This window comes from Nocardia carnea, from assembly GCF_029869215.1.
In the GTDB taxonomy this organism is placed as follows: Bacteria; Actinomycetota; Actinomycetes; order Mycobacteriales; family Mycobacteriaceae; genus Nocardia; species Nocardia carnea_B.
The window spans coordinates 1-6,185 of record NZ_JARWPM010000301.1 but is presented as its reverse complement, the minus strand read 5'-3'; the positions used below and the strand labels follow the sequence as shown (position 1 = coordinate 6,185).

The window sequence follows — 6,185 nt, the reverse complement described above, 5'->3', positions numbered from 1 at the left end:
TGATCTGCAGCGGGCTCTTTACGTGACCCATGGGGCGCCGGCGTTCGGCCGGCCCTATCGCTATTAGTATCCGGTTTACCTCCCCGCGGGTCGCTATTGACCGCGCGACGGGATGCCGGGCCGGCGGCATCGGCGCCCCGTTGGCATCCATCCACTCCACCGGCAACTCGGCGATCGTGGTACCCACCACCGGCAGCTGCTCGTCGAGGCCGAGAATGCGGCGGGCGGCCGGATTGGCGGAACCGATGACGCCGTCCCGGTAGATGACCGCCACGCCTTCCTCGAGCTGCGCCACCACGGTGGTGAAATGTTGTTCGGCGCGGCGCTGGGCCCGTTCGGCACGCCGCTGGGCGGACAGGTCGTGGATCACCACCTGGTAGGCCAGGCGATCGTGCCAGGCGGTGAGCACGGAGACCGATTCCACCGGGACCTCGCGGCCGTCCAGAGCGATCAGCGTCCATTCGGTGGGATCGGTGGCGACCCCGGTCGCGGTGAGGGCGGCGATCCGTTTGAACATGGCCCTGCGCGAATCCGGGTGGACGAAGCGGGCGATGTCCTGGCCCAGGACCTCGGCGAGGTTGCGCGCGCGCACGATCCGCAGGCACGCGGGGTTGGCGTAGACGACGATGCCGCGTTCGTGTACGCAGATTCCGTCGGGAGAGTGTTCGACCAGGGAGCGATACCGATGCGCGAGTTGCTCGGCGGCGGAGGCCCTGCGATCTCCCATACCAACCCCCATCGTCGGCTGACCCGGATATTCAAACACGGCATTACTCCGGTATCCACACGCATGGAATTCACAGTGGTGGGTGTGATTCCCAGCACGATCACGCCACGACCTGTTCCCGGCGCAGTGGTAGGACCGGGGCCGGGAGGAGGTCGTCGTGGCGGGGTACCGGACGCATTGTCGATCTTATGTCGAGCGCCGGAATCGGTGCAGTCACCGGGTACGGCTGGAGACGGGAAACCCCTTGTGGGACCGCTCACTCGGCGGTCTGCCCGGGGCGCGTTCCGGCCCCGGTACGGGACCGGATCCGGCCGGGGCCGGGCGGGCCGCGCCCGTCCCGGCCGCTCGGCGGTGCCCGGTCCACCGGGCCCGGGTTCACCGCCGAACTGTCGCTCGGGCCGGTGGCGACGACTCGATAGTGGCCCGGAGGGCGGGTGATCGGTGACACGCCGCGGTGCGGTGCCCGGTTGGCCTACGCTGGGGTGGTGAGCCTGTCCGGCCCCTTCGTCGCGCCGGTCCGCCGAATCCGGGAAGACCGCGCCGCGGCTCGGGGATGGGCGCTGTTTCCGCCGGTATCCGGTTGTTCGGCGAAACTTGTCGGTGGCCCGTCCTAGCATCACCGCGGGCCGATCCGCGGCCCGAGCCGATTGTGCCGACCGGGCCGACGAGGCCGTCCTCCGCGCAGCCGCCCGCCCGGGCCGGTCGCGGCGGCTCCATCGGAACTGCATTCATGGCGCGCCCGACCGGCGCGGCGAACGAAACGAGAAGGGACCGACCTGGTGGCGGAACGCCTGACTGTCCGTGGCGCGCGGGAGCACAACCTCAAAGGGATCGACCTGGATCTGCCCCGCGACAGTCTGATCGTCTTCACCGGCCTGTCGGGATCGGGGAAGTCCAGTCTGGCCTTCGACACGATCTTCGCCGAGGGGCAGCGCCGGTACGTGGAATCGCTGTCCGCGTACGCGCGGCAGTTCCTCGGGCAGATGGACAAACCCGATGTGGATTTCATCGAGGGCCTCTCGCCCGCGGTCTCGATCGATCAGAAGTCCACCAACCGCAATCCGCGGTCCACCGTCGGCACCATCACCGAAGTCCACGACTACCTGCGCCTGCTCTACGCGCGGGCGGGTGTCCCGCACTGCCCGGTATGCGGCGAGCTCATCGCCAAACAGACCCCGCAGCAGATCGTCGACCAGGTGCTGGCCATGGAGCCGGGTGTCCGGTTCCAGGTACTGGCGCCGGTGGTGCGCACCCGCAAGGGTGAGTTCGTCGATCTCTTCGACCAGCTGCACGCTCAGGGATACGCCCGGGTCCGGGTGGACGGGGTGGTGTATCCGCTCACCGATCCGCCGAAGCTGAAGAAACAGGAGAAGCACGATGTCGAGGTGGTGATCGACCGCCTCGCCGTCAAACCGACCGCCAAACAGCGGCTCACCGATTCCATCGAAACCGCGTTGCGACTGGCCGACGGAATCGTGGTCCTCGATTTCGTGGACCGCGACGAGCACGCGCACGACCGGGAACGCCGCTTCTCCGAGAAGCTGGCCTGCCCGAACGGACATCCGCTCGATATCGAGGATCTGGAACCGCGGTCGTTCTCGTTCAACTCGCCCTACGGCGCCTGCCCCGACTGCACCGGTCTCGGTATCCGCAAGGAGGTCGATCCGGAGCTCGTGGTCCCCGATCCGGAGCTGAGCCTGGCCGAGGGCGCGATCGCCCCGTGGTCACGCGGGCAGAGCGCCGAGTACTTCCTGCGGCTGCTCTCCGGTCTCGCCGCCGCCCAGGGCTTCGATCTGGACACCCCGTGGCGGGACCTGCCGCCGCGCGCGCGGAAGGCGGTCCTCGAGGGCAGCTCCGACCAGGTGCATATCGTCTACACCAACCGGTACGGCCGCAAACGCTCCTACTACGCCGATTTCGAAGGTGTGATGCCGTTCCTGCAGCGGCGGCTGGACAACACCGAATCCGAGCAGATGAAGGAGCACTACGAGGGCTATATGCGGGATGTCCCGTGCCCGGTGTGCAACGGGGCGCGGCTGCGGCCGGAGATCCTGGCGGTCACACTGGCCGCCGGGCCGGACCGGAAATCCATCGCCGAGGTCAGCGAACTCTCCATTCGCGAGTGCGCGCAGTTCCTGAACGCGCTGACGCTGGGGGAGCGGCAGGCGGCGATCGCCGGTCAGGTGCTCAAGGAGGTGCAGGCCAGGCTGGGGTTCCTGCTCGACGTCGGCCTGGACTACCTGACCCTGTCCCGCGCCGCAGCGACACTGTCGGGCGGAGAGGCGCAGCGCATCCGGCTCGCCACCCAGATCGGGTCCGGGCTGGTCGGCGTGCTGTACGTCCTGGACGAACCGTCGATCGGCCTGCACCAGCGCGACAACCGCCGGCTCATCGAGACGCTGACCAGGCTGAAGAACCTCGGCAACACCCTGATCGTGGTCGAACACGACGAGGACACCATCCGCGCCTCGGACTGGGTCGTCGATATCGGCCCGTTCGCCGGTGAGCACGGCGGTCAGGTGGTGCACAGCGGCCCGTACTCGGAACTGCTCGCCGACCCGAAATCGCTGACCGGCGCCTACCTGTCCGGCCGCGAGCGGATCGAGATCCCGATGATGCGGCGGCCGGTGAACAAGAAACGGCGCGTCACCGTGGTCGGCGCGAACGAGAACAACCTGCGCGGTATCGATGTCGCGTTCCCGCTGGGTGTGCTCACCGCCGTCACCGGTGTTTCCGGCTCCGGTAAGTCCACGCTGGTCAACGACATCCTGGCGACCGTGATGGCGAACAAACTCAACGGTGCCCGGCAGGTGCCGGGCCGGCACACCCGGGTCAACGGGCTCGATCAGCTGGACAAGCTGGTGCGGGTGGACCAGTCGCCGATCGGCCGGACACCCCGGTCCAATCCGGCCACCTACACCGGCGTGTTCGACAAGATCCGCAGCCTGTTCGCCGCCACCACCGAGGCCAAGGTGCGGGGTTACCAGCCCGGCCGGTTCTCGTTCAACGTGAAGGGCGGCCGCTGTGAGGCCTGCTCCGGCGACGGCACCCTCAAGATCGAGATGAACTTCCTGCCGGATGTGTACGTGCCGTGCGAGGTCTGCCACGGTGCCCGCTACAACCGGGAGACCCTGGAAGTGCACTACAAGGGCAAAACCATCGCCGAGGTGCTGGATATGCCGATCGAGGAGGCCGCCGAATTCTTCGAGCCGGTGACCTCGATCCACCGGTATCTCTCCACTCTGGTCGACGTCGGCCTGGGCTATGTGCGGCTGGGCCAGAGCGCCACCACCCTGTCCGGCGGTGAGGCGCAGCGTGTGAAACTGGCGGCCGAACTGCAGAAACGCTCCAACGGCCGCACGGTCTACATCCTCGACGAACCCACCACGGGCCTGCATTTCGAGGACATCCGCAAACTGCTCGCGGTGATCAACGGTTTGGTGGACAAAGGCAATACGGTCATCGTCATCGAACACAACCTCGACGTCATCAAAACCGCGGACTGGGTGATCGATATGGGTCCCGAGGGCGGTTCCGGCGGCGGCACGGTGGTCGGCGAGGGCACGCCCGAGGACATCGCCGCCACCCCCGGCAGCTACACGGGCGAGTTCCTGAAGGAAATCTTGGCGCAGCCCGCGGTCACGGGCCCGGCGCACGGCAGCGGCGCGGTGCAACCCGATGCCGCGCCGGCCCGGAAGGCCGCGGCGAAGAAGACACCGGCGGCGAAGAAAACCGCGAAGGCCGCCACGGCGGAACCGGGTAAGACCGCGACAGCGCCGGATGCACAGAAGGCCAAGCGCCTGGCCCGGAAGGCGGCCGCGCTGCGCTGAGCACAGAGTCGGTCGATGCCGCGGGGTCGCAGCGCGGCGGGTCGGTGCGTGCGCCGGCCCTGGTCGCCCGCGTGCTCGATAGATCTCGCCACCGGCGGCCTCTGGTAACCGACGCCGAGCACGGGCGGGCGCGACCGTATCCGGCCCGCGATTTACCGCGGCGAGGTGTTCGGTGACCGGGCCGCCGAAAGGCCGGAACCGTGCGGATCGGGGTAAGGCGGACGCCGCGTACCGTCCGGCGCGCTCGCGCCCCGGATCAGTGGTCAGGGGTCCGGTCGGTGGCCGCACGGACTCCCGGAGTACCGGTCAGGTATCTTCCGGGCCGATACCGAGCTCGCCGAGGATACGCGCGGCGTCCGCGACCCGGTCACCGCCTATCAGCGTGAGCGTGCGGGCCCGCTGATAGGGGCACCCCGCCTCTTCGAAAGCGGCCGCGATGGCCGGGAGCTGCTCGGGGCTATCGGCGTGCACTGCCGCGGCCCGGGCGACCATCGCCTCGGCGACCGGATTCCGGCGGACCGTGGATCGCGCCGCCGCCAGGTATTCACCGGCCTCCGGGGCACCGGCGAGGACCGCGGCCTCGGCGCGTAGCGCGAAGTACCAGTGGCGCCACACCCAGATATCGCGGACATCCAGCTCGGTGAGATCGGTCGCGAGTTCGGCCGCGGCCGCCGCGGCCCGGCCGTGGTGCAGCAGCAGGATCGCCTCGAAAACCGCGCTGTAGGCGGCGCCGGGATTCGCGGGAGCGCCGAGTTCGGCGGCGGTGTCCAGCCATCGTGCCCGCGCCGGGCCTTCGCCGCGCAGACCGTGCACCAGGGCCACCGCGGTGGCGGCCGGGGCCAGATGCGGGGCGTGCGGGCGTCCGGCGAGTTCCCAGGCGTCGGCGAATCGGCTGCTGTTCGCCAGGACGTCGCCGGTCCGTCCGGCCAGCGCGTCCGCCACCAACAGCCGGGAGGTCGCGAAATCGCCGCGTTCGGCCAGTAACGGCAGGTCGCGTAGCCGCGCGCCCCATCGCCGGGCCCCGGCGAGGTCGCCCACGCCGAGAGATATCTCCGCGGCCTCGGCGAACGCATTCACCTGCTCGACCGCCTCCGCCGGGGTTTCCGGATCTGCGGCGAGTAGCTCCACCCGGCGGCGCGCGGTCTCGGACGCGGCGAAGTTGTCACCGGTCCAGCACTGTGCCGCGGTGAGCGCGTCGAGGGCCGCGCTGCGTGCCACCGGGTCCGCGGTGCGGTACGCGAGTTCGACTGCCCGCTCCGCCAGCGCGACCGCCCCGGCCTCACCTGCTTGGGGTTCACGTCCCGCCGCGGGATCACCCGTGTGGGCGAACACACCGCATTCGGCCAGTGCCACCGCGGCGAGCGCGGAGGGGTCGTCGCCGGCCAGTACGCCGGCCTCGGCCAGGAGATCGGTGGCCGTACCCGGCGGCGGCGCCTGAGTGAAGGTGTCGGACATCCGGAAGACGGTGATCGCCGCGGTGGCCAGATCACGGGCCGTACCGGCCGCGTCCCCGCCGCGGCCCGCGCGGGCGGGGGCGCGGGGGGGCACGGCGCACAACTCCCCCCCCCGCCACCCGCCCCCCGCCCCCCCCGCGGGCGGGCGCCGGGGCCCCGGCGCGGGGCGCGGGG

3 protein-coding genes are annotated in these 6,185 nt (G+C 70.1%); 1 reads left to right on the top strand and 2 read right to left on the bottom strand.

From position 1 onward, the window contains the following. Window positions 1-727: PAS domain S-box protein (locus QH276_RS21340; RefSeq protein WP_280406874.1), on the bottom strand; the 727-nt coding region annotated here is incomplete at its 3' end. Between the two features lie 779 nt (window positions 728-1,506). Here QH276_RS21340 and uvrA point away from each other — a divergent pair. Then, window positions 1,507-4,557: an excinuclease ABC subunit UvrA gene (gene uvrA, locus QH276_RS21335; protein ID WP_280401522.1), complete on the top strand. Its 3,051-nt coding sequence runs from the start codon at window positions 1,507-1,509 to the stop codon at window positions 4,555-4,557. Between the two features lie 306 nt (window positions 4,558-4,863). On the opposite strand, the gene QH276_RS21330 is transcribed toward uvrA, so the two are convergent. Further along, on the bottom strand, window positions 4,864-6,105 hold the full coding sequence (locus QH276_RS21330) for a hypothetical protein (RefSeq protein WP_280406873.1): 1,242 nt from the start codon (window positions 6,103-6,105) through the stop codon (window positions 4,864-4,866). Between the last annotated feature and the right edge of the window lie 80 nt (window positions 6,106-6,185).